This is a genomic window from Streptomyces sp. NPDC008163, from assembly GCF_042956885.1.
In the GTDB taxonomy this organism is placed as follows: domain Bacteria; phylum Actinomycetota; class Actinomycetes; order Streptomycetales; family Streptomycetaceae; genus Streptomyces; species Streptomyces drozdowiczii_A.
Genome location: NZ_JBIBHG010000003.1, coordinates 560,492 through 585,443, shown reverse-complemented (window position 1 = coordinate 585,443; position 24,952 = coordinate 560,492). Strand labels below are relative to the sequence as shown.

Below are 24,952 nucleotides of genomic sequence, written 5' to 3'. Positions count from 1 at the left end.
ACCTGGTCGGGCCCGAAGTTCCCGTAGGTCTGCGCGGTGACCGTGGAGACGAGGTTGCGGTGCGAGGACAGGATGCCCTTGGGCCGCCCGGTCGACCCCGACGTGAACATCACGCATGCCACGTCACTCCCCGTGACCATCACACCCAGGTTGCGGTCCGGTTCCTCGGTCGGCGCCCCGCCGGAGCACGAGACCACACCCCAGGGGCCTTCGACGCGCTGCCCGAGGACGTCGTCCGTGACGAGCAGGGCGATGCCCGCATCGTGCGCGGCGGAGCGCAGTCGCTCGTCCGGGAAATCGGGGTCGAGCAGGGTGTAACCGGCGCCGGTCTTGAGTACGGCGATCAGTGCGGTGGCGAAGGTGGCGTCGCGTTCCAGGAGGACGCCGGCGAGGTCGCCCCGGCCGAGGCCGCGTTCGCGCAGGTGGTGCGCCCAGCGGTTGGCGGTGGCGTTGAGTTCCGCGTACGTGTAGCTGCTCTCGCCGTCGATGAGCGCGATGGCCTCCGGGGTCCGGGCGGCCTGCTCCTCGAAGCGCGCGACCAGCGAGGTGTCGCCGATCTCGGCGGTGGTCCCGGCCCACGGCCCGAGGATCAGCCCCCGCTCGGCGTCCGACAGCACCTCCACGTCCCCGAGGCGCGCTTCCGGGTCGTCCAGCACCTGGCGCAGTACCCCGCCGAGCACGGTCACCATGCGCTCGACGGTCGACCGGTCGAACAGGTCCTCCGCGAAGACCACCGCCCCGTGCAGGCTCCGGCTGTCGTCCGACCGGAGCAGGAACTCCAGGTCGAACTTGGCCGAGCCGTTGGCACACGTCCGCACGGCTTCCGCGCGCACGCCGGGCAGCGCCAGCACCGGTGTGCCGGTCTCCAGGGTGAGGCAGATCTGGAAGAGGGGGTGGCGGGCGAGTGTGCGGGTGGGGTTGAGGGCGTCGAGGACGAGGTCGAAGGGCGCGTCCTGGTGGGCGAAGGCGTCCAGGTCCGTGGCGCGGACGTGCTCAAGCAGCTGCCGGAAGGTGGGGTTGCCGGCCGTATCGGTGCGCAGGACCAGGGTGTTGACGAAGAAGCCGACCAGATCGCTGAGCGCTTCGTCGGTGCGCCCGGCGACGGGTGAGCCGATGGCCAGGTCGGTTCCGGCGCCCAGTCGGGCGAGGGTTGCGGCGAGTGCGGCGTGAACGACCATGAACGGGGTGCAGCCCTCGGCGCGGGCCAGCTCACCGATGCGCTCGAACAGGTCTTCGCCCAGGGCTACTTCGAGCAGACCGCCCCGGTGCGAGGCCACCGCCGGACGCGGGCGGTCGAGGCTCAGCCGGTGCTCTTCCGGCAGCGCGTCCAAGGTCTCCCGCCAGAAAGCGAGTTCGCGGGAGAGCACGCTGTCCGCGTCGTCGGCCGAGCCCAGCATCCGCTGCTGCCAGACCGCGTAGTCCGCGTACCGCACCGGCAGCGGCTCCAGGACACTCGCATCCGATCCGGCACACCGGGCCGCGTAGGCCCGTGACAGGTCTTCGAAGAAGACACCGGCCGAGCGGCCGTCCGTCGCGATGTGGTGGAAGAGCAGGAAGAGGACGCTGTGTCCGTCTTCCAGGCCGAAGAGGGTGGCCCGCAGCGGGTTCCCGGTCCTGAGGTCGAACCGGTGCCGGGTGGCCGCGTCCAGGTCGTCGTCCAGCGAGGCCGACGTGGACGCCCTGCGCTCGATGACGACCCGGGCCCCGTCGGCCGGCTGGACGCGCTGGAGCGGCTCCCCGCCGCCCGTCGTGAACACGGTGCGCAGCGGGGCGTGGCGCTCCACCACATCGTTGAGCGCGGCTTCCAGGGCATCGACGTCCGGGGTGCCTTCCAGGCGTACGGCCATCGGCACGTTGTACGCGGTGCTCCCGCCCTCCAGCTCGGCGAGCAGCCACAGCCGGCGCTGGGCGAACGAGACGGGGCTGTCCGGGCCGTCACCCGCCTCCCCGGCGACCAGGGGCGGCAGCGCGGGCCGCCCCTTCAGCGAGACGATGTACTGCGCGAGGCGTGCGGGCGTGGGGTGCTGGAACACGTCCCGGATGGTCAGCCGGACGCCGAGGATCTGCGCGATCCGGTTGGTGAGACGGGCGGCGCGGATCGAGTGCCCGCCGTGGTGGAAGAAGTCGTCGTCGATCGTCAGCGTGCCCGGCGCGTCGAGTGTGCCGGTGAAGAGGCCGGTCAGGGTCTCCTCCAGCGGGGTGCGCGGGGCGCGACCGCCCGACGCCACCGCGACCGGCTCGGGCAGCGCGCGCTTGTCGATCTTCCCGTTCGGCATGAGGGGGAAGCGGTCGAGCGGGGTGAGGTAGGCGGGGACGAGGTGCTCGGGGAGCCGGTCGGCCAGGTGGCGCCGGAGCTCCACCGGCTCAGCGGTGGTGACCACATGGGCGGAGAGCTGGTCGTGGTGTCTGGTGACGACGGCCTGGGTGACCTGCGCGTGTGCGAGGAGTGCGGCTTCGACCTCGGCGGGTTCGATGCGGAAGCCCCGGATCTTGATCTGGTGGTCGGCGCGGCCTTCGTAGTGCAGCCGTCCGTCGTGGTCGAAGTGGGCGAGGTCGCCGGTGCGGTAGAGCCGGGACCCGGGTGCGCCGTACGGGTTCGGAACGAAGCTGCCGGCCGTGAGGTCGGGGCGGTTGAGGTAGCCGTGGGCGAGGCCGTCACCGGAGACGTACAGCTCACCGGTGACACCGGGCGGGCACAGGCGCAGCGATGTATCGAGGACGTACAGCGGCTTGTTGACGAGCGGGGTGCCGATGGGGATGGCGGTGCGGGGCTCGTCTGCGGGCTCGATGGTGTGGGTGGTGGCGTAGATCATCGCCTCCGCCGGCCCGTATCCGTTGATCACGTCGATGCCCGGCCTGGCGCTGTGCAGCTTGTGTACGTGGACGGGCGAGGCCGCTTCCCCGACGGTGTAGGCCGTGGTCACCGAGTCGAACGTCTCGGGGTGCTCGTCGGTGAGGTAGTTGAAGAGGCTGGCCGACAGCAGCAGCGTTGTCACGCGGTGCCTGGGGGCCAACTCCGCGATGAGTGAGGGCTCCGGCTTCTGCCCCGGTTGCAGGACGACCCGCGCGCCGTGCAGCAGCGGGCCCCAGAATTCGAGGCTGAAGGCGTCCCAGGAGATGGGGGAGGACTGGAGGTACACCTCGTCCGGGCCGGTGGGCAGGTAGGTCTGCCCGACCAGGGTCGCTACGAGGTTGCGGTGCGAGGAGACGATGCCCTTGGGCCGTCCGGTCGAGCCGGAGGTGAACATCACACACGCGAGGTCGTCACCGTGGATCGGCAGACCCAGGTTGCCCGCGTCGTGGTGGGCCACGTCGTCCGGGCCTTCCACACACGCAACCCACTCGCCTTCGAGGCGGCCCGCGAGCCCCGCGTGCGTGACCAGGTGGCTGATCGCGGCCTCGTCCGCCGCCGACCGCAGCCGCTCGTCCGGGAAGTCCGGGTCGAGCAGCACATGTCCGGCGCCGGTCTTGAGTACGGCGATCAGCGCGGCGGCGAAGGCGGCGTCGCGTTCCAGCAGGATGCCCGCCAGGTCGCCCCGGCCCAGACCGCGTTCGCGCAGGTGGTGCGCCCAGCGGTTGGCGGTCGCGTTCAGCTCCGCGTACGTGAAGCTGCTCTCGCCGTCGATCAGCGCAACCGCGTCGGGGGTCCGCGCGACCTGTTCCTCGAAGCGCTGCACGAGCGACACGTCGTCCCGGTCGGCCACCGCCCCGGCCCACGCCCCGAGCAGCAGCTCCCGCTCACCGGCCGCCAGCACGTCCAGCTCCGCGACGCTCCCGGCGCCCGGCTCCTCGGGCTGCATCGCAGCGGTGAGGAAGGCGACGAAGCGGTCCTGGTGAGCCGCGACGGCCTCGGGGTCGACGCCGTCCACCGGTGTGTCGAAGTCGATCCGGAGCCCGTCCGCCGCGCCCAGGTCGTACACCGCGACGCTGAGGTCGTCCACCGGGCCGTTGCTCACGTTGTGGTTCACCGTGGGGTGGCCGCACACCGTGAGGTCCGCGTTGAAGCCCATGATGTTGAGCACCGGGCCCGTCAGCCTGCGCCCGCCGGTGAGCGCACCGGCGTCCCGTCGCAGGTCCTCGTACCGGGTCAGCTGGTGCCGCAGACCGTGCTTGACCTCGGCGGACACCGACCGGACCAGGCTGCCCAGCGTCTCGCCCGCGCCCACCCGGAGCCGCAGCGGCACCACGTTGGACGTCATGCCCGGGGTGCTGCGCGCGGTCTTCGTGGTGCGGCCCGCCACCGGCAGCGCGAGCATCAGCTCGTCCTGCGCGGTGACCCGGTGCAGGTACACCGTGAACAGCGCGACGACCAGGACGGGCCAGGAGACCCGCTCCGCCCGGGCCACGGTGCGCAGCCGGTCCGCCTCCGCCGCCGGCACCAGGACCGTGCGCCGGGCGAAGGGCAGCGCCCCCCGGGACGGGGCCGCCCGGCCCGTGCCCCGGACGAGACCGGCCGCCGCCTCCGGCGCACCGCTCAAGTGCTCCCGCCACGCGCCCCGTTCGGCGGAGGCGGCGTCGGAGCGCCGGAAGTCGGCGTCCTCCGCGTGCAGCTCGGCCAGCCGGCCGAACGGGGAGTCGCCCCACGGCTCACCGGCGACCGCCCGCTCGTAGAGCTCGACCAGCCGGTGCAGCAGCATCGACACGCTCGCGCCGTCCACCAGCAGGTGGTGGAAGGCGTAGACGTAGAAGAAGCGGTCCTCGGCGAGCTTGATCAGCGCGCAGCGGACCGGCGACTCGCGGGTCAGATCGAAGGGCGCCCCGACCGCCGCGTCCACCAGCCCCCACGCCGCCCCCTGCGGGTCCGCCTCGCCGCTCACATCGGTGAAGGCGAGCGCCCGGTCGCCCGGGCCGGCGTCGATCAGCTGCCACACCTGCTCGCCGTCGTCCTCGAAGCAGCGGGTGCGCATGACGTCCGCCTCCGCCACGAGGCGGCGCCAGGCGGAACCCATCAGCGCCGGGTCGACCGGACCCAGGATGTCCCGGCACTCGGCGACGTTGTACTTCAGGCCGGTGGGGTCCAGGGTGTGCGCCGTCCAGATGTCGCGCTGGGCCTCCGAGAGCGGTAGCCGGGAGGCGGCCGAAGCGGATGCGACGGTGGCGTCGGACGGCATGAGGTCTCCTGGGGGAAGCGGCGGGAGGGGAGCGGGCAGTGCCATACAACCGTCGGGGCCGGGCGCCGAGCGGCAGTTGTTCCGGCGGTAGCGCCAGCAGTTCGGCGGTGCGGCGGCAGTCGAACGGCAGGCACGGCACGCCCCCGCCGCCGCCGCACCGGAGCCCTCACACCCCGGCCGTCGCCCCCGCCGCAGCCCGCACCACGCACAGCACGCGGAACGCCGAGCGCCGCCCGTCCGCGCTCGTCCGGATCACGCCGCCGACCAGCAGCTCCCGGATCAGCCGGCCGCACTCCGGCAGCGGGCGGCCGGTGAGGCGCATGACGTCCTGGAGGAGGAACTCCCCGTCGCCCACCTCGCACAGATCGCCGATGAGCGTCCGGAACGGGGCGGGCAGTGCGGCGAGGGTGCGGCTCACCCGGACCTGGAGGCGGGAGCCGTCCGGGCCGCCCGCCAGGTCGTCGAGGAGCGGGGCCGGGTCGGAGTCCACGATGTTCCGCAGGGTGGACAGGTCACACACGGTGAGCCAGGAAGCGGCGGCACCGAGCGCCGCCGGATGACCGTCGAGGCGGTGGCAGATCCAGGCCACATCCGCGAGCGCCTGCTCATCGGGCACGATGTCGGGCCGGACCCGGCGGAGCTGACTCAGGAAGAACCGGACGGCGGGCGCGTCCGCGTGCCCGGCGGCCGGGTCCGGGGCCTCCAACGGGGAGAGCAGGAAGAGGCGTTCACCGGGTACGTTCCAGGGACGTTCACCGGTGATCAGCAGCCGCAGGCCCGGAAACGTACGCAGGAGCCGGCTCAGGCGGCCGAAGTCCAGGGCGGTGGTGTCGACACCGTCGAGGACCAGCACGGCCGCACCGCGTACGGAAGAGTCCCCGTCGTCATCGAGGGCGGCCAGCGCGTCCGCCAGTCCGGGCAGCACATCCTCGGACCCGCCGCCCCGCAGGAACCGGGCGCATTCATCCGCCAGTTGGGGGATCGGGTCGTCGTCGGGGCGCAGGCAGTCGGAGGTGGCGCCGTCACCGTAATGCCACATCACCGGCAGCCCGGCCTCGTGCAGCCGGGCGGCCGTCTCCAGCGCCAGCCGGGTCTTGCCGACACCGCTCAACCCGACCACGGTCACCAGCCGTTCGGCGCCGGACCTCAGCTCCTCCACCAGGACACCGGTCTCCGCGTCGCGTCCGACCAGCGGGTACAGCGGCACGGGCGGGGCGGCCCGCTCCATGGACAGGCGGCGCACCTCACCCTCCGCCCGGGACCCGCGCCGGGCCGCGGCCTCAAGCGCGGCACGGGCCCGGGGGCCGAGTCTCAGCGCGTCGGCGATCAGCCGCACCGTGTCCGTCCTCGGCCGCTGGGCCTTCCCCTTCTCCAGGTCCCGGATGGCCCGCACGCTGATGGTGGACAGATCCGCCAACTCCCGCTGGGTCAGACCGATGCGGAGCCGATGGCCGCGTATCAGGGAACCGAGCGGGGCGGTGGTGGCCGGGGTGTCCTGCGGGGGGTGGCTGAGCGTCATGGAAGGACTCCTGCTCGTCGGGAAATGGGCGCCCCGGAAGCGGCTGCGGGCCGGGGTGCCGGAGGGACGGCTGTCGTGCCTTGCTGCTGCCCGAATCCTCCGCGCGCGCCCTATCCGGGAGGCATCCCGCGGCCAACGCCGGCACGGGCCGGGCCGGCCGCTCCGGGATAGGCGAAAGGGCCCCCGCCCGGGCCGGTGATAGGGGCCGCTTGCCGTGATAGCGGGGGGATAGTGGCGGGGGCGGTGCGGTGAATCCGCCCGTTCCTAACGTGGTGTCCAGAAGGAAACGGAACACCGACGAAGGGACAGTCCGATGAACCGGAACACCACCACCCGCAACGCCCTCCGCGCCGCTTTCGCCACCGTCGCGGTCGTCATCGTCACCGGCATCGGCGTCCAGGCCGGCTGGGCCGACGACACCTCCGGCAGCGGCACCGGCACCCAGCAGACCGGTACCAGCAGCACCCCCACCCCGGGCGCCACCGGCTCCACCGACAACAACCCCTGGGACTGACCCCCGACGGACTCAGCCGGCGCCCAGCAGCCGCCGAGTCTCCGCCAGTTCCCGCTTCATGCCCCGGCTCGTGAAGACTTCCACCGCAGGGGCCAGCAGTTCCCGGGAACGCCCCGGCTCCTCCTCGCCGAGCAGCCGCGCCAGATCCAGGCGGGCCAGAGCGCCACCGCCGAAATCCATGATCTGCTCCCGGGCCGCGACGGCCCGGTCGAAGAAATACCTCGCCCGGTCGGGCCGCCCCATCAGCACGAACGCCTGACCCAGGTCGCGCAGCAGATGCCCCTCGCCGATCACGTCACCGGAATCCCGGCACAGCTCCAGGACCTCCGTGAACGTCAGCACCGCGAGATCCAGATCCCCCCGCGCCAGCAGCAGTTGGCCCACCCGCCGCAGGGTCCGCGCCCTCCCGCCCAGATAGCCGACCCCGTCGTATATCTCCAGCGCCTCGTCCAACTGCGCCTGCGCCACGTCCACGTCACCCCGGCGCATCCGGATGTGCGCGCTCTGCGTCAGCACGATCGCCCGGCCGACCACATCACCGGCCCGGTCGAAATCGGCCAGGGACCGCCCGTACAGATCGAGGGCGGTGTCGTCGTCACCGTTCGTCCGCGCGATCAGCGCCATGTCCCGGCGGCACAGCGCCTCGCCCTGCGGCTCGTCCAGCGCCTGGAAGACGTCGAGCGCCGAACTCAGCGCCTGGCGCGCCATGTCGAACTCGTTGCGGCTCATGTACAGCGAGCCCAGCGAGGCCCGGACGGCGGCGGTGCCCCGCAGATTGCCCGCCTTTCGCACCGCGGCCAGCGCCCGTACGTGGGTCTGCTCCCACAGGTCGTAATGGCCCCGCACCTCGAACAACGTGACCAGAGTCGTCGCGAGATTCCAGCTGACGTCGTGCAGGCCCTCGTCGGCGGCCTGTTCCACCATCCCGCACAGGGCGCCCTGCTCCGCGTCGAACCAGGCCAGCGGATCGGCGAGCAGCTCACCCGTGCACGACGGGGGCGGCGCCCAGCGCGGCGCGTCCCCGTGCAGGACGGTGAAGTCACCGCCGTACACCTTGCGATGGGCCTCCTGCGCCAGATACATCCAGCCGCCCGCCATCCGGACGAGCGCGTCCCGGCGCAGCTCCGGCGCGTCCTCCGCCGCCAGTTGCTCGCGCGCGTAGACCCGGATGATCTCGTGGAACTGGTAGCGATAGCCGCCGGTCCGCTCCACCCCGACCACGTCCAGCATCTGCATGTCGACCAGCGGTTCCAGCAGGTCCGACGGCACGGGCCGGTCGTCGTCCAGCAGCGCGCCCGCCAGCCAGCCCGGCACCGTCGGGGTGCGCGCCATGGACAGCAGCCGCAGCAGCCCCCGGTCCTCGGGCGCCAGACCGTTGTACGAGAGGGACAGGCTGGCGCGCATCGTCATCTCGCCGTGCGCCAGCTCGTCCAGCCGGTGCCGCTCATTGGCCAGCCGGTGCACCATCGACGCGAGCGTCCAGTGCGGGCGGGCGGCGAGCCGGGCCGCCACGATCCGCAGCGCCAGCGGCAGCCGTCCCACCGTACGCACCAGGGCCTCGGCCGACGCGGCCTCGCCCTCGACCCGCTCCTCCCCGATGATCCGGGACAGCAGCTTCAGCGCCCGCTCCTCGTCCAGGACGTCCAGCTCCACGCGGTGCGCGCCCGGCAGCGCGGTCAGCCGGGCCCGGCTGGTGACCAGGACCGCACAGTCCCGGCTCCCCGGCAGCAGCGGCTGCACCTGGCTCTCCGAAGCGGCGTCGTCCAGGACCACCAGGAGGCGGCGGGAGGCGAGCCGCGTGCGGTACATCTCCGCCCGCTCGTCCAGCGAGTCCGGGATCAGCTGGCCCGGGATGCCCAGGGCCCGCAGGAAGCGGCCCAGCACCTCCAGGGTGGTGGCCGGGGTGCCGGTGCCGCGCAGATCGCAGTACAGCTGTCCGTCCGGGAACCCCGTCTCCGCGAGCCGGTGCGCGAGATTCACGGCGAGCGTGGACTTGCCGGTGCCCGGCTTCCCGGTGATCACGGCAAGACCGACCGCCTTGCGCTCCCGGCCGCCGGTCAGCGCCTTCTCCAGGGCGGCGAGCTGTGCCTCGTCGGCCACGAAGTCCGACGTGGAGGCGGGCAGCTGCTGCGGCCGGACGTCGTGCGGCTGCGGTTCGGCAGGGGCGGGCGCGGGGGCGGGGGAGTCCGGTCCGGGCCCGGAGGCCGGCTGCGGGCTCCGGGCGCCGGTGTCTCCCGTGTCGGTACGGGGCGCGGCGCGCCCGGCCGCGTCGGCGGGCCGCAGGGGTGCGGAGGCCTCGGCAGAGCGCCCGCCCGAGGACCTGCCTTCCTGCCCCCGCACCGGGGCGGGCAGTTCACCGGCGAGGATCGCCGCCTCCAGGCGCCGCAGTTCGCGGCCCGGTGCGAGCCCCAGCTCCTGGTCGAGGATCCGGCGCCCGTCCCGGAACGCCTCCAGCGACTCCGCCTGCCGGCCCGACCAGTACAGGGCGCACATCAGCTGGCCCCGCAGCCGCTCCCGCAACGGGTTCTCGTGCGTGAGGAGTTGGAGCTCACCGACCAACCGGTCGTGGCGGCCGAGCTCCAGCTCCAACTGCATCCGCAGCTCGACGGCGCTCAGCCGCTCCTCGTCGAGCTGGCGCGCCTTGTTGGCGAGCGGTCCGCTGTCCAGGCCGGTCAGGGAGTCCCCCTGCCAGAGCGCCACCGCCGACTTCAGAAGCGCCACCGCCTTCTCGGTCTCGCCCTCGTCGCGCTGCCGCCTGGCCATCGCGACCAGGCCGGTGAAGAGCAGCGAGTCCACGTCCCCGGTGTCCACGTGCAGGACGTATCCCGGCGGGCGGGTCGATATGGAGACCGTGCTGTCCGCCCCGGCCAGGAGCTTCCGCAGCCGGGACACACAGATCTGCACCTGGGTGCGGGCGGTCTCCGGCGGGTTGTCCTCCCAGATGAGGTCCACCAGATAGTGCGTGCTGACCACCCGGTTCGCTTCGAGCAGCAGGGCGGCGAGGATGACCTCCTGCCGACCCGGCGGCACCCGCAGCGGTCCGCCCCTGCCCCGTACCTGGAGCGGGCCCAGCAATTGGAAGGGCGGTCTCGCCGCGCCGGGGGCATCCTGGACCGTGTGCGTCGTACCCTCGGCCACCGAGACCCCCAGCTCGTAAGCGCGTTGATACTCCGGGATCAACGTCCCCAAAGTTTTCACAATCCTCACGCATCTGTCCATCCTGCATGCCGAGCGTGACCGGCCGGCGAATAGCGGCGCGATAGGCGGGGGTTGGCGCGGCCCGGAAGAGTGCCGGGCGAAGGAGAAAGGAGGCGTCCATGCACACCGACGCCTGGACGGGCAGCGACCCGTACGCCGGGGGCGACCTGGTCACCGCGGCGGGGACCGACCACGTTCGTCTCGTCTACGAATACCTCGACACCGGCGACCTCGACGCGTGCGCCTCGCTGCTGCACGAGCACGTCGCCCTGGACCTGCCCGGCGCCCCGGCGGCCCACGGCCGGACCGCGTTCCTGCACGCCCACCGCGACCACCCCGGGGCACCCGCCCGGCACGAGATCGACCACCTCGTCGCGCACGCCCGGAACGTGGTGGCCGCGGGCCGCCGTCTCGGCACGGGCACCGATGCTACGTGCGTGCGCTTCGTGGACTTCTTCCGCATCGCCGAGGACGGCATGGTGGAGTCCTGCACCCGCTATTACCACGCGGTGCCCTGACCGGCCTCGTCCGCCGGGTGCAGGGCCATCGCGCGGTAGTCGCGCGGAGCCATCCCGTACGCCGTCCGGAAGGCCCGGCTGAACACGGTCGCGTCGGTGAAGCCCCACCGGGCGGCGACGGCCCCGATGGGCTGCCGGCGCAGCTCGGGGCGGGCCAGGTCCGTGCGGCAGCCGTCGAGCCGACGGCGGCGGATCGTCGCGGCGACGCTCTCCGGCTGGTCGCGGAAGAGCGTGTGCAGGCTCCGCAGCGACAGGTGGTGGCGGGCGGCGATGAGGCTCGGGTTGAGCCCGGGGTCCGCGATGTGGTGGTCGATGAAGGCGCTGATGCGCCGCAGCAGGACGTGCGTCCGCAGCTCGGCGGGCGCCCGCCCCGGGAACGACCCGATCCGGTCGGCCAGGCAGGACGCGGCCATGTCCACGGCCATCTCGCCCAGCACGCCCAGCTGTTGGGGGGAGCAGCCGGCCCCCGTCGCGGCGAGGCTGGTCAGGAAACCGGCCAGGATCGCGCCCATCCCCGCGTCGCCCGGGACACTCCGCGCGAGGATCCGGTCCACCCGCTGCGACGGCAACGGCATCCGGGCCTTCGGTATCTGGAGGACGATCACCTCGACGTCCCGCCCGTCCGTCCCGGAGCCCGACTCGTACGGACGCGAGGTGTCCCACAACGCCATGCCCCCGACGCCCAGTTCGGCCTCACCGCCCTGCTGCGCGAACCACGCGGAGCCACGCGTCACCAGCGCCAGCTGGTACTGCTCCGGATCGCCCCTCCGGATCAGCGCCGGTGTCCTGCGCGACCGCAGCGGCCCGTAGCTGAAGCGGGCCAGTTGTACGGTCCCGAGACCGAGCATTGCGCCCTGCGCGTCGAAGGTGTCCGGGTCCGCGGCGCGGAACTCCGTGGGAAGCAGGACGTCGGACACCACCTGCTCGAACCACTCGAACCTGTTGTCCGGCGCCATCTCGGCCGCCGCCATCTCCTGCCACACCGTCGGCACCCCCATCACGCCCGCTCGGCCGCCGGACGACGTCGGTCTCCGGCCGTGTGCAGTCTGCTGGATCGGCCAAGATCGCGCCAAGCGGCGCCCCGCCCGGCCGCAGGTCAGGAGGCGGCGGTGCCGACCGTGCCGCCCGGTGAGCGCAGCACCAGGAGGGTGATCTCGCTGGGCGCGAAGACCCGGAACGGCGGGCCCCAGAATCCGGTGCCCCGGCTGGTGTACAGCTGCGTGCGATCGCCGTGGCGGCTCAGCCCGGCGACGGCCGGCTGGTCGAGGCGGACCAGGTAGTGGAAGGGCCAGATCTGGCCGCCGTGAGTGTGGCCCGACAACTGGAGGTCGACACCGCCCTCGGCGGCCCGGTCGATGAACTTCGGCTGATGGGCCAGGAGCAGGACCGGCAGCTCCGGATCGGCGCCGTCCAGCGCCCCGGCGAGGTGCGCCCGGTGCCCGGCCAGACCGGAGGACTCGGCGGTGACGTCGTCCACACCGGCGACCACGAGGGTGTCGCCGCCGCGTTCGAGCAGCACATGGCGGTTGCGCAGCGGCTGCCAGCCCAGCTCGTCCATCAGGTCCACCCAGCCCTGCGCCTCGCTGTAGTACTCGTGGTTCCCGGTGACGTAGACACGGGCGTGGGCGGCGCGCACCGTGCCGAGCGGCGCGGCCTGGGCGCGGCGGCGGTCGGCGGTGCCGTCCGCGATGTCACCGGTGTGGCAGACCACGTCCGCCTCCAGCGCGTTGACCTCCGCGCACACGCGTTCCGACCAGCGGGCCCGGTCCAGCGGCCCGTAGTGCGTGTCGGTGATGAGGACGACCCGCGTCCCGTCCAGGCCCGGCCCCAGGCGTGGCAGTTGTACGTCGACCCGGCGCACCCTGGGCACCCGGCGCGCCTCGGCGTAACCCCAGCCGAGCAGGGCGGCGGCGGCCCCGAGCACCGACCAGGTGACGATCCTGGCCCGGTCCTGCCCGTCGCCGGTCCCGGCCAGGGCGAGGGCGGGCCGCAGCAGGACGCCGAGCAGTACGGACCAGGTGAACAGCACCCAGATGGAGCCGAGCATGCTGTCCCCGACGATCGCGGCCCGGTCCTGCTGCCGCTTGCCGTGCCCTCGCATCATCGCCACCGGCATGGTGAGGAGACCGAGCGCGAAGAGACAGGTGCCGCCCACGGTGACGTGCAGCGGCCAGTGCTGTCCGGTGTACAGCAGCACCCAGCAGGGCACGGCCCACAGCAGGACCGGGGCGACCAGGGGGACGTAACGCATCAGGCGCCGGATCCGGCTTGGTGGGGCCGTTGCCGGCCCGCTTTCCGCGGACCGGGTCTCGCTGGTGTCGGTCACGTTTCCTCCTCGGGCGGCCGGAATGCCGCCGGGCACTGTACCCGGTCGCCCCGGAGGTCCCGCAGACGGCCACCGCCGGACCGCACACCCGGGACGACCGCCTCGGGCGCACGCCGCGGCCTGATCCGACCCTGATCGACAAGACACCCCCTAGGTCAGCGCGACGGTGGGACGGGACGGGGCGGTCAGGCGGAGGCCGACCTCGATCAGGGCCTGCCCGAGGGCGGTACGCAGGGGCCGGGAGCCCCGGGCGGACCGGGCGAGACGGTACTTCTGGGCATCGGCGTGGAGTTCGGCGGCGTGGACGTGGTGCAGGGCGAGGTGGGCGTGCGCGTGCATGGGTGGTTCTCCTTTACTCGGTGGTGAGGGGGAACGCATGGGTGTGGACGCGTACGCGGGCGCTGTCGCCCTCGTCCTCGTCGGTGATCCGGTCGCGGTACTCGTCGATGAGTGCGTGCATCTTCCCGATGAGCTCGCCGGCGAGCCCGGGTGTCAGCCGCAGCGTCGCGCTGCTCATGTCCCAGGTGCGGCCCCACTCCTCGGGCCAGGTGGTGCGGTCGCCGAGCCAGGTCGACAGATCCCGGGCCTGGGTGTGCGCGACCTCGTGCAGATACATGTCGGCGGCTCCGCGCACCTCCGGACTGGAGTGGTTGAGCAGCGATTCGTCGAAGGTCAGCCCCTGACTCGCCGCCTGCCACCAGCGCTCCCGCCCCTTGCCGTGCTCGGGGGCGTCCTTGATGAAGCCGTGCGCCGCGAGCTGCCGCAGGTGGTAGCTGGTGGCACCGCTCGACTCGCCCAGTTTCGCAGCGAGTTGGGAGGCGGTGGCCGGTCCGTCGAAGCGCAGCGCGTCCAGCAGCCGCATGCGCAGCGGATGGGCGAGTCCACGCAGCGACCGGGCGTCGAGAGTGCGGAGTTTTCCGTCCGGCTGTTCTTGCATGACTCCAAGGTAGACATGCAAAGACTTGGTTGCAAGGGTTTCTTTGCATCGCTTTCTTTGGACCCTGGGTGAGGTCCCGCCCGCGCGGCTGACCAGGCCGTTCCGGCAAGATCGTGTGACGAGCTCTAAGGTGGTCGCCTGAGTCGGCGAGGAAACCCCCTTCCGGCTCGGTGTTCCGCCACCTCCCGGCCTGCCCGGCTGGACCGAAAGGTGGCGGCACCCGGTGGTTCAGGTCCGTTCTCGGACTCTCCGGCCGGGCCGACGAACGGCAGAGCGAGTGCCGGAGGAACCGGCGCCCCCTCGATCTCACGAGCCGCGGTGCGCTCTTGTGTTCCCGGCGCATCCGTCGATCACTCCATGAGGACCTTCGTGTATCTCGTACACATTCACCTGGTGCCCAGATCTCGCGGTGACGTACTGCCCGACTCCACGCGCGCGGCCATGACGCACGCCGCGGTCGGCATCGCCAAGGTCGTGTACATCGCCCTGCATCCAGGGACCGAGCCGGGACCCGTCATCGGCGTCTACCTGGCGAGCGCCTCGCTGCTCGACGCCGAGACGGCCGCGCGGGACATCTGGCAGGCGGCCCGCGACAGCCACTCCTGGTTGCGCGAGTGGGTGCTCGTGCGCGCCGAAGTGCCGATCATGCCGGGCTACGACTGGTGAGGCGGGGATTTTGCCGCGTCCCCTGTCCGGAGTGCCCCGGCGGCCCGAGTGTCCACCAGCGGACATGGCCGCATTGCCCCTGCGGGAGTCACTTCAGCTCGGCGTGTCCCTGATTCAGACTCTGTGACGAGGTTTAAACGGACGCCAGTGGAACGGAAGAGTGAAATGGATCGTATGAAGGCCGCGAATCGGGCAGTTGCGATAGTCGTGACGCTGGGGGTCGGTTCGTGCATCTTCGTCGGAAGCGCCTCCGCCGCCGGCGCCGCCTCCGAGCGCGCCACCGTTGTGAGCCCGCTGGACGCCGGATGGCAGAGCAGCGGCAACCAGGCCGCCGGCGACGACGCCGGATGGCAGTGAACAGAAGCACAGGACGGCTCGCACCACACGCTCTCCGGCGCGGAACGGGCGCCTCGGCCGGGCAGACCCCGCCGCGCCTTCCGTAACTCCTCTCACTCCCCACTTCTTGTCTTTGGAGCGCTGCGCGCATTCAGGCGCGCCGCGCCCTCCCCTCATGTCACCCACAGGGACTCAACTCATGGATACCCGAGAGCTGTCCGCCCCCATCGCTGTCCGGCAGGACTGGACCACCTTCGTCGACGAGGTGTCGAGCTGGCTGACGCGTGACGCCGGCGATGTCGACACCAGCCTGGCCGGTGAGTACGGGGCCGGCCTCCTGGCCACCGTGCGTCAACTCAACGACGCCGTACTGACCGATGATCAGGGTGCTTTCTACGCACAGCAGTTGCTGCTGGCCCGGATCTACCAGATGCACACCGTCCTCACCGAGGGAACGACGGCGGAGGGCTCGGTGTTCGTGGCCGAGGTGACCCGCCTCCTGGAGCACGCCACTGCTCAGGCGGAGGACGCCCGGGTCGACCCGGACCTGCTCGACCAAGCCCCCGAAGAGCCGCGCGCCTACCTGTCCTGGCTCAAGCAACTGGCCCGTGGCCACCGGGTGTTCAAGCACCCCTACTACCACGAGTTCATCCGCAACCAGGCCGACGCCAACGACCTGCGGAACTACGTCATGCAGGAGTCCGTGGTCGACGGCCGGTTCGACGACCTTCTCGCCATGATGCAGGTCGGCACCTCGGGTCCGGCGAAGATGGAGATCGCCGCGAACTTCTGGGACGAGATGGGCAACGGCGACCCTGCCCAGGTGCACACGTACCTGTTCAACAAGATCTACGAGGTCTTCGACATCCCGCAGAGCGAACTGGAGCGCAGCCTCACGGCCAACGCGCTCCTCTCCGGCAACCTCGCGGTGATGCTCTCCCGGTACCGGAAGTACTACCCGGAGGCCGTCGGATTCCTCGGCATGACCGAGTGGATGGTGCCCGACCGCTTCGTCCAGGTCGTGCATGCGTGGGAGCGGCTGGGGCTCGCCGACGTCGGCATCGTGTACCACCGGCTGCACATCACGGTGGACTCCCAGCACGCCGCCGGATGGTTCCACAACGTGGTCGTTCCGGCCGCGGAATCGGCGTCCATGCGCAGGGCCATCGCGCGCGGCACGCTCTGGCGGCTCAACTCGTCGGCCCGCTACCTCGACGAGCGCATGCCTTCCGCCCGGACCGCGTGAATTCCCCTTTCCAGAGAGGCCGTGCCATGCCCTTGAACGCACAGGGATTCGCTGTCATCGACCTGCCCCAGGTGTCGACGGACGTTCTCGCCAGCTACGACGGACTTCCGGTCGACGACTACATGGGAAACGGCACCCGGTTCAAACGGTTCGACCAGTACCGGCTGTCCCCGAAGGACGGTGAGTGGCACTTCGAGCTGCTGCCGCACCGCGACTACACGACGTACAAGACGTTCAACTCCGTCGGTGGCGGAATCCGGCGCGGCTACGAACCGATCGAGGTCGACTTCACCCCGCTGATCGCCGTCGGAGCAGCCGAGCTCGGCCTCGACCGGTCCGAGGACTGGCAGATCAACGTCCACCAGAACCGGACCCGCGCGGACGGCGGCAGGCCGGGGCCGCTGACCCCCGAGGGCGTTCACCACGACGGCCACGAGTACGTCATGATCGCGGTTCTCCGGAGGGAGAACGTCGCGGGCGGGGAGACGCGGCTCTGGAACCCCGGAGCGGAGTCCCCGTTCTGGACCGGCACGCTCGACCCCGGCCAGGCCGTACTGCTCGACGACCGGGCGCTGGCGCACGACGTCACCGATGTCCTGTCCGCGGACGGCGGTCCGGGCCACCGGGACATCGTCATCGTCGCGTTCTCGCGGTGGAGCGAGAAGTGGTACGGCGACCAGCACGACGAGGCCGCGCTCGCCGACCGCCCTTCCTGACCACGAGGCAACGCCGCAGCGCATCCAGGAACAGGGTAAGAACGATGAGCGACTTCACGAAGTACCACGCACTGGGCAACGACTACCTCGTGGTCGACCCCCTGCGGGTCGAGTTCACGGCCACCGCACAGTCGGTCAGGCTGCTGTGCGACCGGCATCGGGGAGTCGGCGCGGACGGCGTGCTCATCGGACCCACGGCCGCACCGCGTCCCGGCGAGCCGGTCGGGCTCCGTATCTTCAACTCGGACGGCAGTCCCTGCGAGAAGAGCGGGAACGGCCTGCGGATGTTCGCCCTGTTCCTGGCGGAGCACTACGCACAGGAGGGGTCCGGGCGGAACGCGTCCGGGCAGCGGTCCCATGTGCTGCGGACCGTCGCCGGAGATTCCCGCACCGACATCCTGGACTTCGACCGGGGCCTGGTCCGGGTGGACATGGGGGAGCCCGACTTCGCGACGGACGCGCCTTCGGTCCTCACCGCGGGCACGCGTCGGCTCGACGTGATCAACCTGCACCTCGGCAACCCCCACACCGTCGTCCCGCTCGACGACGTCACCCCCGGCCTCGCGAAGGAACTCGGCCCGCACATCGCCTGGCACTCCGCGTTCCCGCAGGGCACCAACGTCCAGTTCCTGCGCGTCCTCGACCGGGACAGGATCCGGATCGAGGTGTGGGAGCGGGGCGCGGGATACACCCTGGCCAGCGGCAGCAGTGCCTGCGCCGCCACGGCCGCCGCGCACCGGCTCGGACTGGTCGGCGGACACGTACACGTGGAGATGGCAGGCGGGTCCGTGGAGGTATCGGTCGGCGAACGAGGCGGGATATCCCTCACCGGGGTCTCCGAGAAGGTGGCCGCCGGCCGGTTCTCGCCGGCCTTCCGCGCCCGCCTCGCGGCAGGAGCGGCGGCGTGACCGCTCTGGAGGGCGGGCGGGTGGCCACGCCGCGCGGGTTCCTTCCACTCCTGGCCACCAGACTCGCCTCGGTCGCCGCCACCGGCGTCTACTTCATCGCGGCGGCCTGGCTCCTCATCGACCACGGCGGCAACAGCACCGAGGTCGCCGGCCTCGCCATCGCCATGACCGTGCCGAGCGTATTCGCGGCCCTTCAGGGCGGCGTGCTCATCGACCGCCACGACCGCCGCCGGATCGGTCAGAGCGCCGAACTGGCGCGGGCCGCAGCGGTCGTGGGCCTCGCCGTCCTGTACACAACCGCATCGCCTGCCCTCTGGCACGTGTACGCGATCACCCTGGTGCTGGGCCTGGGCAACGCGGTCACCCTCCCTTGTTACGGGGCCATGCTTCCCCAGGTGCTGCCCCGGACGAGGCTGGTGAGCGGCAACGCGACCTGGCAGATCGCCACCCAGGTCGGCGGCATCGCAGCCTCCGCACTGGGCGGGCTCCTGGTGGGAGGCGGCGGTGTGGCCGGCGGTCTGTGCACGGCCGCCCTCGGCTACCTCGTCGCGGCGGGGACCCTGCAACTGGTGCCGGGGGCCGCCTCTTCCACCACCGCCGGAGCCGTGGCCGGGGCGGGAGCAGACGCGCAGGCGACAGCCGAAGCAGGAGCCGCCGCCGGGGCACAGTCCCGCCGCCGTCTCCGGCACGATCTGGCGGTCGCCGCCCGCAGCGTCGCCGCCGACCGGCTCACTCTGCTGGTCACCGTCTTCTCGATCCTGCCGCCGAGCCTCCTGGCGGCCTCCAACGCCCTGCTCCCCGTCTTCACGAAGGAACAACTCGGTGCGGGACCGGTCGGCTTCGGCCTGATCGAGGGGATCTGGGGCGGCGGCGCGCTGCTCGCCGGGATAGCGCTCTCCCGTCTGGCGGGCCGGATCACGGACGAACTGCGCCTGCTGGTGCGCTCCCTGCTGGCCGTCGCCGCGACCATGCTCGTCTTCTCCCTCATCGAGCGGATGAGCTTCTCGCTGCCGGCGTCGATGATGCTCGGGCTCGCCATCAGTTGCTCGGGCATCCTCTTTCCCGCCTACGTGCAGTCCAGGACGGAAGAGTCCGTACTCGGCAGGGTCCTGAGCGGCGTCCAGTTCGCGTCGTCCGTCATGCAGCTTCTGATGCTGGCGGCCATCGGCGTCGGCGGCGCCTTCGCACCCGCCTGGTTCATGTTCGCGGCCATGGCGGTCATGACGCTGCTGTCTGCCGTGCTGCTCTCCGTTCTCCTGCGGCGCACCCGCGCCGCGGCCTGAAGTCACCGTCGTACGCACTCCACCTCATCACCATCGGAAGGATGACCGCGCATGCCCGAGAACGCCACGGACGAGGCAACGGCCCTCAAGAACAAGACACTTCTGATTCTCGGAGCGGCGGGCCCGTCCAAGCCGCTGCTGTTCCAGGCGGCCCGGAAGCGCGGCATCCGCACCGTCCTGATCAAGAAGGACGTGACCTGGGAGAAGGAGTTCTGCGACGAGATACTGCCGCTGTCCGTCGAGAACTTCACGGACTTCGAGGCGACCGTCGCCGCGGTGGTCGACTTCTGCCGGGAGCAGGACGTCAGCGGCATCATCACGACATTCGACAGCGCGGTTCCGGTCATGGCCCAGGTCGCCGAGACCCTCGGGCTGCACGGTCCCTCGCCCTCCATGGCGGCAGCGCTGCGCGACAAGAACGCCATGCGCGAGCGCTTCGCCGAGCTCGGCCTGCCCTCGGCGGCCAGCATTCTCGTGCACACGCTGGCGGAGGCGCGTGCCGCCGCCGAGAAGATCGGCTTCCCGGTCGTCATCAAGCCGACGTACGGGACCGGCAGCGCCGGAGTGGTCCTGGCACACCAGGAGTCGGAGGTGGACGCCGCGTTCACCAAGGCGAACGAGGTGGGGCTCAACCTCAGCGACTGCGCCGACCTCGTCGTGGAGGAATACCTCGACGGCCTCGAAGTCACCGTGGACGCCCTGGTGTCCGGCGGTGAGATCCTCTTCCACAACATCTCCGACAACCCCGAACTGATGCCGGGACCGGTCTTCCCCGAGGTCGAGTTCATCACTCCGACGGCGTTCCCCGCCGAGACGGTGGACACCGCGTTCGCCGCGAATGAACTGACCATCAAGGGCTTCGGTCTCGACCACGCCGTCGTGCACGCCGAGATGCGGATGACCAGCAGGGGCCCCCGGCTGCTCGAACTGCACCCCCGCCCGGCCGGCCAGCGGGTGCCGCAGATCATCGCCCGTTCGCTGGGCGTCGACCTGATGGGCGCGGCCATCGAGATCGCGCTGGGCCACCGTCCGGTGGTCGAGCCGCGGCGCAAGGGGTACGCCGGCTACCGCGCCGTATGCCCCGAGGTCCCCGGCATCCTCAAGTCCATTCAGGGGCTCGACGCCGCCGCCGAGAGTCCCGGGGTCTTCGACATCGAGGTCGTACTCGAACCGGGCGCCCGTCTGGTGACCGTGCCCGACGCCGTACAGCAGGACGCGCTCTACGTGTACGTCGAGGCGGACACCTACGACGAGGTGCACCAGCGGCTGCTCGCCGCGACCGCGCTGATCAGCCTCGAACTGGAGTAGTCGGCCGGGGCGAAGATCTGCTCCTCCGGGCGGCCGGCACCAACCGCCCGGAGGGACCGACAGCCGGTGGTGACCAACAGGGAACGAGAGACCGTGACGGAGCAGAGAACGACCCCGGGGGCGTGCCCGCTTGACTGCCCCGACGGCTGCAGCTGGCTGCTGACGATCGAGAACGGCGCGGCGGTCAGCCTGCGTGGCAACCCCGAACACCCCTATACGCAAGGCGCGTTGTGTGTGAAGGTCAACCAGTTTCTGGAGCACACCCGCGCTCCCGACCGGCTGTTGTACCCGATGCGCCGCATCGGCCCGAAGGGCAGGGGAGAGTTCGAGCGGATCTCCTGGGACGAAGCGCTGGCGGAGATCGCCCAGCGGCTCACCGGCATCATCGAGAGCGACGGCGGCGAGGCGATCTGGCCCTACCAGGGGACCGGCACCCTCGGATTTCTGCAGGGCCTCCAGGGCAGGGCCGGCAGCAGGCTCTGGAACGTACTCGGCGCGTCCTCGCACGACATGACCATCTGCTCGATCGCCGGACTCGCGGGACTCGACTACACCCTCGGCACCAGCCGCGGCCTGGACCCGGAGAGCCTGCGCGCATCCCGGCTCATTCTGCTGTGGGGGACGAACACACTCACCTCCGGGCACCATCTGTGGAAGCCGATCCAGGACGCGCGCAGGAACGGCGCCCGGGTCGTGGCGATCGACCCCGTGAGAACCCGCACCGCGCAGGGGGCCGACGAACACGTGGCGCCCATCCCCGGCACCGACGCGGCGCTCGCGCTCGGCCTGCTCCACGTGGTCGTCTCGATGGGCGCCGAGAACCAGGCCTACCTGGAGCGCCACACGCTCGGCTGGGAGCAGTTCCGCGAAAGGATCCTCCGGTTCACTCCCTCCCGCGTCGCCGCTCTGACCGGTGTGGACGAGGCGACGATCGTGCGTCTCGGCGAGCAGGTGGCGACGGTCAGACCCACCGCGATCCGCGTCGCACAGGGCATCCAGCGCCATGCGGGCGGCGGCATGGCGGTACGCACCCTGGCCTGCATTCCGGGCGTCACCGGCGACTGGAAGCTGCCGGGCGGCGGTCTGCTCTACTCGACGGACGGGTACTTCGGCGGAAACCGCGAGGCACTGTACCGGGACGACCTGCGACAGCGGCAAGTGCGTTCCCTCTCCATGACACGGCTGGCCGAGGGCCTGCTCGAAGTGGAAGGACCGCCGGTCAAGGCGCTGGTGGTGTACGGGGCGAACCCGGTGGCCAGTTCGCCCGACCAGAACCGCATCCGCAGGGGCCTGGAGCGCGACGACCTCTTCACCGTCGTACTCGACCACTTCCAGACGGACACCGCCGACTACGCCGACATCCTGCTCCCGGCCACCATGCAGCCCGAGCACATGGACCTGCACGACGGATACGGCCACCTCTACCTCACCTGGAACGAGCCGGCCGTGGAGCCCCCGGGCGAGTGCCTGCCGACGACCGAGACCTTCCGCCGGCTGGCCCGGCACATGGGGCTGCGGGAGCCGAGCCTCTACGACTCGGACGAGGAGATGGCCCAGCAACTGCTGGACTCCGACCACCCCTCGCTGGAGGGGATCACCCTGGACAGCCTGCGGAAGAACGGCTGGGCGCGGCTCACGTACCCCGCCCTGTTCGCGCCGTACGAGGACGGATTTCCGACGCCTTCGGGCAAGGTCGAGTTCCTGTCGGAGCGGGCGGGGGCCGCGGGTCTCGACCCACTGGCGGGGTTCACGCCCGGAGCGGAGGTCTCGGACCACGGGCTGGCCCGGCGATTCCCGCTCGTACTGCTCTCCGGCGCCTCGCACTTCTTCCTCAACACGGTCTTCGGCAACAAGCCGAAGCTGCGACGCCGGGCGGGCGACGCGCACGTCGTCCTGCATCCCGACGACGCCACCGCACGGGGCATCGCGGAGGGTGACCGGGTCCGGGTCTTCAACGCGCGCGGCGTCTTCATCGCCACCGCCCGCGTGGACGACATGGTACGACCCGGCGTCGCATTCACGGCCAAGGGCAACTGGCCCAAGCTCGACGGCGGTTCGGGAATCAACGCCACCGTCGAAGAGCAGGACGCCGACATGGGCGGCGGGGCCGTATTCAACGACAACCGGGTCGAGGTCGAACTGATCGGCCGCCCACGCGGAGACGAGGACTGATGGAGTTCAACAGGCTCGGCAACAGCGGGCTGAAGGTCAGCCGGATCGCGTACGGCAACTGGCTGACCCACGGCTCGCAGATCGCCGAGGAGACGGCGGTCGCGTGCGTCAGGGCGGCCCTGGACGTCGGCATCACCACCTTCGACACCGCCGACGTCTACGCAGGTACGAGGGCGGAGGCAGTGCTGGGCCGTGCGCTCAAGGGCCACCGCAGGGAGTCCGTCGAACTCTCCACCAAGGTCTGCCTGCCGACCGGCAGCGGCCCCAACGACAGGGGCCTGTCCCGCAAGCACATCCTGGAGTCGGTGCACGGCTCGCTGCGCCGACTCGGGACCGACTACCTGGATCTGTACCACGCGCACCGCTTCGACCGGGAGACTCCGCTCGTCGAGACGCTCAGGGCCTTCGACGACCTGATCCGCCAGGGGAAGGTCCTCTACATCGGGGTCTCCGAGTGGACCGCCGACGAGATCCGGCAGGCGCTGCGCATCGCCGACGACCTCGGCCTCGACCGCTTCGTCGCCAACCAGCCGCAGTACTCGATGCTCTGGCGCGTGATCGAGGAGGAGATCGTCCCGCTCTGCGCCCGGGAGGGACTGAGCCAGCTGGTCTGGTCGCCCGTCGCGCAGGGCGTGCTCACCGGCAAGTACCTGCCGGGCCGGCCCGTGCCCGCCGACTCACGGGGAGCCGACGCCAACGGCGCCCAGTGGGTCGGCGCCTTCCTGCGCGACGACGTGCTGGAGCGCGTGCAACTGCTCGCTCCGCTGGCGCGCGAGGCCGGACTGACCGGAGCGCAACTGGCCCTCGCCTGGACTCTGCAGAACCCCAATGTCGCGGCGGCCATCGTCGGCGCCTCCCGCCCCGAGCAGGTGCGCGACAACGCGGTGGCTGCCGGAGTCACCCTGGAGCCCGCCCTCATGAAGCAGATCGACGACGTGCTCGGCCCGGTCGTCGAGCGTGACCCGACGAAGACCGACAGTGTCTGGTAGCGCCGGCCCCATCCCGACAGAACCGGAGGAAGCGCCCATGAAACACGTCCCGTTCGAGCTCCTGGAGTGGCAGTCGTCCGACGACGGCGCCTCCCCGTACAGCCTTGCCGACAGCGGCTGCCAGCCGGTGACGATCCGGGAGCTCCTGGACTGCGCCGAGGACGCCGGAGGCGAAGGCAGCGGGCTCGCCCTGCTCCTCGACACCCCTCTGCACTACCCGCCCGAACGAGGCCAGGAGCAGCTCCGCCGGCTCATCTCCGCACACCACTGCGGGGAGCCGGACGAGGTGATCGTCACCGTCGGCGCCGCGGAGGCCAACTCCCTGGCCATCGACGCCCTGGTGCGCCCCGGCGACCACGTGGTGACGTTCGCACCCGGCTACCGGCAGGTCTGGGGCTGCGCGATGAACGCGGGGGCCCGGGTCGAGGAGATCCACTCCTCATCGGCCGCGGGCTGGCGCCCCGACCTGGACGCCCTGCGCAGGGCCGTGCGGCCCGACACCCGGCTCATCGCCCTGACCAACCCGAACAACCCCACCGGCACGATCCTCACCGAGCGTGAGATGGACGAGATCGTGGCGATTGCCGCCGAGGCCGGCGCCTGGATCCTCGCCGATGAGGTGCACCGGGGCACCGAGCTGCTCACCGACCTGGTCACACCGAGCTTCTGGGGCCGGTACGAGCGGGTGGTCTGCGTCGGCAGCCTCTCCAAGGCGTTCGGGATGCCAGGGCTGCGCGTCGGCTGGCTGGTCGCGCCGGAGGAGATCCGCGCGGATCTCTGGCGCCGCCACGAGTACGCCACCGTCTCCACCAGCTCCGTCTCCATGGCCCTCGCCGAGATCGCGCTGGCCGAGCGGAACCGCACCTGGCTGACCCGCCGGTACCGGGGCCTGATACGCGAGAGCAGCACCTGGCTCGCCGACTGGGCCCACGCACACCAGGACCTGGTCTCCTATGTCCCGCCGCAGGCCACCGCCCTGGGATTCCTCGCGTACCGCCTGGATCTGCCGAGCCGTCAAGTCGCGGAGACGCTGCGCGTGCGCGGCGGCGTACTGGTCGGCGCGGGAGCGCACTTCGGCTCCGAGGGGCATGTGCGGATCGCCCATGGACACGACGCCGCCTACCTCGCCGACGCACTCGACCGCGTGGCCGCGGTCCTCAAGGACCTGGCGTCCGTCCACGCGAAGTGAACACCGCACCACGCAC

The 24,952-nt window shown here is 71.5% G+C and carries 19 protein-coding genes; 12 read left to right on the top strand and 7 right to left on the bottom strand.

The genetic code is table 11. The features are described 5' to 3' along the window. Both ACFZAT_RS10505 and ACFZAT_RS10500 read right to left on the bottom strand, forming a co-directional pair. Positions 1–5,111 (bottom strand): amino acid adenylation domain-containing protein (locus tag ACFZAT_RS10505; RefSeq protein ID WP_391262728.1); only part of this gene is annotated, 5,111 nt, incomplete at its 3' end. Between the two features lie 166 nt (positions 5,112–5,277). After that, entirely contained in the window at positions 5,278–6,630 is a 1,353-nt protein-coding gene (locus ACFZAT_RS10500) for a helix-turn-helix domain-containing protein (protein ID WP_391262726.1), read from the bottom strand. A 313-nt stretch (positions 6,631–6,943) separates the two neighbouring features. On the opposite strand from ACFZAT_RS10500, the gene ACFZAT_RS10495 reads away from it, so the two are divergent. Next, positions 6,944–7,144, top strand: coding sequence for a hypothetical protein (locus ACFZAT_RS10495; protein ID WP_391262724.1), 201 nt, complete (start codon positions 6,944–6,946; stop codon positions 7,142–7,144). A 12-nt stretch (positions 7,145–7,156) separates the two neighbouring features. Here ACFZAT_RS10495 and ACFZAT_RS10490 read toward each other — a convergent pair whose 3' ends face one another. Then, positions 7,157–10,219, bottom strand: coding sequence for a BTAD domain-containing putative transcriptional regulator (locus ACFZAT_RS10490; RefSeq protein ID WP_391262787.1), 3,063 nt, complete (start codon positions 10,217–10,219; stop codon positions 7,157–7,159). A gap of 242 nt (positions 10,220–10,461) precedes the next feature. On the opposite strand from ACFZAT_RS10490, the gene ACFZAT_RS10485 reads away from it, so the two are divergent. Beyond that, a complete protein-coding gene (locus tag ACFZAT_RS10485) occupies positions 10,462–10,860 on the top strand; it encodes a nuclear transport factor 2 family protein (protein WP_391262722.1) in 399 nt (132 codons plus the stop codon). Here the strand turns inward: ACFZAT_RS10485 and ACFZAT_RS10480 are convergent. The 4 genes from ACFZAT_RS10480 to ACFZAT_RS10465 form a co-directional block, all read right to left on the bottom strand. Beyond that, on the bottom strand, positions 10,842–11,858 hold the full coding sequence (locus tag ACFZAT_RS10480) for a helix-turn-helix domain-containing protein (protein ID WP_391262720.1): 1,017 nt from the start codon (positions 11,856–11,858) through the stop codon (positions 10,842–10,844). The genes ACFZAT_RS10485 and ACFZAT_RS10480 overlap by 19 nt on opposite strands. Positions 11,859–11,956: 98 nt before the next feature. Beyond that, the gene (locus ACFZAT_RS10475) at positions 11,957–13,186 is read right to left on the bottom strand and encodes a metallophosphoesterase (protein WP_391262718.1); all 1,230 of its coding nucleotides are present in this window, start codon (positions 13,184–13,186) and stop codon (positions 11,957–11,959) included. 150 nt (positions 13,187–13,336) lie between these two features. Then, on the bottom strand, positions 13,337–13,525 hold the full coding sequence (locus ACFZAT_RS10470) for a hypothetical protein (protein WP_391262716.1): 189 nt from the start codon (positions 13,523–13,525) through the stop codon (positions 13,337–13,339). 13 nt (positions 13,526–13,538) lie between these two features. Further along, positions 13,539–14,123 carry a helix-turn-helix domain-containing protein gene (locus ACFZAT_RS10465; protein ID WP_391262714.1) on the bottom strand — a complete coding sequence of 195 codons (585 nt, stop codon included), beginning with the start codon at positions 14,121–14,123 and terminating at the stop codon, positions 13,539–13,541. Between the two features lie 393 nt (positions 14,124–14,516). Between ACFZAT_RS10465 and ACFZAT_RS10460 the strand changes: the two genes are divergently transcribed. The 10 genes from ACFZAT_RS10460 (at position 14,517) to ACFZAT_RS10415 (ending at position 24,936) form a co-directional block, all read left to right on the top strand. Beyond that, positions 14,517–14,789, top strand: a complete 273-nt coding sequence (locus ACFZAT_RS10460) for a hypothetical protein (RefSeq protein WP_391262713.1) — start codon at positions 14,517–14,519, stop codon at positions 14,787–14,789. 174 nt (positions 14,790–14,963) lie between these two features. Next, a complete protein-coding gene (locus ACFZAT_RS10455; protein WP_391262711.1) occupies positions 14,964–15,146 on the top strand; it encodes a hypothetical protein in 183 nt (60 codons plus the stop codon). 178 nt (positions 15,147–15,324) lie between these two features. Then, positions 15,325–16,371, top strand: a complete 1,047-nt coding sequence (locus ACFZAT_RS10450) for an iron-containing redox enzyme family protein (protein WP_391262709.1) — start codon at positions 15,325–15,327, stop codon at positions 16,369–16,371. 26 nt (positions 16,372–16,397) lie between these two features. Then, positions 16,398–17,087, top strand: a complete 690-nt coding sequence (locus ACFZAT_RS10445) for a 2OG-Fe dioxygenase family protein (RefSeq protein WP_391262707.1) — start codon at positions 16,398–16,400, stop codon at positions 17,085–17,087. Positions 17,088–17,131: 44 nt separating this feature from the next. Then, positions 17,132–17,995, top strand: coding sequence for a diaminopimelate epimerase (gene dapF / locus ACFZAT_RS10440; RefSeq protein ID WP_391262705.1), 864 nt, complete (start codon positions 17,132–17,134; stop codon positions 17,993–17,995). Beyond that, on the top strand, positions 17,992–19,278 hold the full coding sequence (locus ACFZAT_RS10435) for an MFS transporter (RefSeq protein ID WP_391262703.1): 1,287 nt from the start codon (positions 17,992–17,994) through the stop codon (positions 19,276–19,278). The genes dapF and ACFZAT_RS10435 overlap by 4 nt, the downstream gene beginning before the upstream one ends. Positions 19,279–19,329: 51 nt before the next feature. Further along, a complete protein-coding gene (locus ACFZAT_RS10430; protein WP_391262701.1) occupies positions 19,330–20,586 on the top strand; it encodes an ATP-grasp domain-containing protein in 1,257 nt (418 codons plus the stop codon). A gap of 93 nt (positions 20,587–20,679) precedes the next feature. Then, positions 20,680–22,758, top strand: coding sequence for a molybdopterin-dependent oxidoreductase (locus ACFZAT_RS10425; protein ID WP_391262699.1), 2,079 nt, complete (start codon positions 20,680–20,682; stop codon positions 22,756–22,758). Further along, positions 22,758–23,747, top strand: a complete 990-nt coding sequence (locus ACFZAT_RS10420) for an aldo/keto reductase (protein ID WP_391262697.1) — start codon at positions 22,758–22,760, stop codon at positions 23,745–23,747. Before ACFZAT_RS10425 ends, ACFZAT_RS10420 begins: the two co-directional genes overlap by 1 nt. Positions 23,748–23,784: 37 nt before the next feature. After that, on the top strand, positions 23,785–24,936 hold the full coding sequence (locus ACFZAT_RS10415; RefSeq protein ID WP_391262695.1) for an aminotransferase class I/II-fold pyridoxal phosphate-dependent enzyme: 1,152 nt from the start codon (positions 23,785–23,787) through the stop codon (positions 24,934–24,936). The last annotated feature ends 16 nt before the right edge of the window (positions 24,937–24,952 follow it).